Here is a 2,485-nt window from a genome sequence, read left to right on the forward strand (position 1 = left end):
CATCCTCGGCTATCCCGACGAGCACGGTTCGCCCGATCTGCCTGAGCCAGAAATACTGTGCCGCAATGGAAGCTACATGGCCTACCGGCGATTGCAGGAGCACGTTGGACTGTTCCGCGACTATCTTCGCGAGCACGGCGACACGCCGGACGATCGGGAATTGCTCGCCGCAAAGTTCATGGGCCGCTGGCGCAGCGGTGCCCCGCTGGTGTTGGCACCGGATAAGGACGATCCCGAGCTCGGTGCGGACCCTATGCGCAACAACAACTTCAACTACAAGGAAATGGATCCGCACGGCTATGCTTGCCCGCTGGGATCGCACGCGCGACGCCTCAACCCGCGCGACACTGCGCACAACATGAACCGGCACAGGATAATTCGCCGGGGTGCCACCTACGGGCCGGCACTACCTGAGGGAGCACCTGAAGACGGGATCGATCGCGGGATCGCCGCATTCATCATCTGTGCCAGCCTGGTTCGCCAGTTCGAATTCGCGCAGAACGTGTGGATCAACGACCGCACGTTCCACGAACTCGGCAACGAGCACGACCCCATCTGCGGAACACAGGACGGCACAATGGAATTCAAAATCCCCAACAGGCCGATCCGCAAAGTCCTCAGAGGCCTGCCGGCCTTCACCACTTTGAAGGGCGGGGCGTACTTTTTCTTGCCGGGGCTAACGGCCCTCCGATACCTGGCGACGCTCGACAGTTAAGAGGCACGATCATGAGCACGCTGCCCGCTGCGCGCACCTACAACCAAACCCATGTCCCGCGCAAGCACACCCCAAATCAGCGGCGTATCAGCATCTATTGGAGCTGGAGTTACCCGTGGGAAGCCCAGCGCGACCCCGCCGCGATGTACAACCGCTTCTCCACCATGACCGAAGTCCGCAACGCCTTGTGGCCGAGCTATGAGACACCGGAATACGACGCGGCGCACTTCCTCCAGGGCATCGCCGGCACCCTGGAACTTTTCCACCGCTCAGCGCTGGCGTTCCAAGATCTGGCTGGCGAAGCCACCGGTCATCCAGTCGCCGTCTTCCAGCGGGTCGACCAGGCGGGCTACCAGCTCCCCATCGATGAGCGGATCTTGGCCGACACCGACACCCTTATGGTCTTCGGGCTGGATCACATCCTGTCCGCGCAGGAAGCGGCTCCGGAGGAAGTCAGCGCTATTCGGGAATGGCTGAAACGAGAAGGCACGTGCCTGCTACTGGCCCCGCACCACGACGTCGGCTTCACCGACGATTTCGCCCAGCGTCAGGTTGAATACCAGCACCACGGCGACCCACTGGTGCCGCGGCAACAACGGTTCGGGCAGTACACCCGCTCGCTGATGCTCGGCCTCGAGGTCCCGGTGCACAACACCTGGGGGCTGCGTCCCGCCGTTGTCCAGGGCACCAAGCAGATCGCACCGCTGACTGCGGTTCGCGACCTGGACGCCGCGCACTTGCTCGACAACGTCACCACGTTCAACTTCCATCCCCACCTGCCGCACTACGAACTCACCGCACCGGAGAGTGACTCGGTGCGGGTGCTGGGTCGTCAACGGATCGATCCCACTAGGCGCCATCCCTTCACCGCGGCGGGCAATACCGAATTCAACGCGCTGATCTGGATGCCGCCGTCGGGCCAGCGTGCCGGCGACATCGTCCTCGTCGACTCCACGAACTTCACCACGCTTTTCGGCGGCACCGACAGCCTCAAGAATTTTTGGCACAACCTCGCCACCATGAAGTGATGTTCCGGCGGTTTCGCGGCCGGTAACCAACCTGACCCCACCGGCACTAACCGAAACGCCGATCGCAACGTCACCGTGGGGTCGATGCCCAGGATTGCGGAGCGAGAGGAAGGTGGAGGTCACAATGCCCGGTATGGCAGCGATGGCGATGGGCGCGGCTCCCGTCCTCGGTGGTGCGCTGCTCGGCGCTGCGGTGGGGCAACTCAGGGGTCCGAACTTGCGGGAGGGGATCAAACAAGACCTGGAGCTGCTCGACCAGCTGCCTGAAGCCGAGGTGGCCCGACGGGATGCGCTGCGGCGCAGCATCAACGAACGCGTCGATGAATTGGTCGCGGCGAACGACAAGGCGCGCCAGCTGCGCGCCGCCGCTGGTTCCTATCAAGGAAACTGGCGTGACATCGTCCTATTTGCCTGCACGGTGCTCTTCTCGATTGTCTGGTGGTCTGTCGACCACGACCGGGACAGCTGGCTGCCCGTGTTCATCACCACGATTGCGGCGTCGGTCGTGGCGGGCGGCTACGCAGTCCGGGGTATGCGCCGAAGCGCGCGCAGGGTGCGTCGTCGCGCCGGTCGTCGTCAGCAGTCGTAAGCGGCGTCCGCCCGGTCGCACGCGCGTGGCAACACAGGTTGCGAGCGTCGTCGGTGGCTTTGCGCCACGCGGCTCGGCTGGCCCGTCGGGCAACCGGGGTCTGCATCGACCGAGGGCCCCGCTACGTGCCGACTGTGGCATGCTCGCCGGGCC

The 2,485-nt window shown here is 64.2% G+C and carries 3 protein-coding genes; all 3 read left to right on the top strand.

Annotated elements, in window-relative coordinates:
* On the top strand, positions 1 to 715 hold a 715-nt coding region (locus VN856_RS12040), incomplete at its 5' end, for a Dyp-type peroxidase (RefSeq protein WP_414686938.1).
* Between the two features lie 11 nt (positions 716 to 726).
* Entirely contained in the window at positions 727 to 1,743 is a 1,017-nt protein-coding gene (locus tag VN856_RS12045) for a hypothetical protein (RefSeq protein WP_325689258.1), read from the top strand.
* A gap of 124 nt (positions 1,744 to 1,867) precedes the next feature.
* Positions 1,868 to 2,332 carry a hypothetical protein gene (locus VN856_RS12050; protein WP_325689260.1) on the top strand — a complete coding sequence of 155 codons (465 nt, stop codon included), beginning with the start codon at positions 1,868 to 1,870 and terminating at the stop codon, positions 2,330 to 2,332.
* Positions 2,333 to 2,485 lie beyond the last annotated feature (153 nt).

The organism is Mycobacterium sp. (assembly GCF_035603715.1).
GTDB lineage: Bacteria > Actinomycetota > Actinomycetes > Mycobacteriales > Mycobacteriaceae > Mycobacterium.

Excerpts from the sequence above, each read along its gene's own strand:
- VN856_RS12050 (WP_325689260.1), top strand. The coding sequence starts at position 1,868 with ATGCCCGGTATGGCAGCGATGGCGATGGGCGCGGCTCCCGTCCTCGGT.
- VN856_RS12045 (WP_325689258.1), top strand. The coding sequence starts at position 727 with ATGAGCACGCTGCCCGCTGCGCGCACCTACAACCAAACCCATGTCCCG.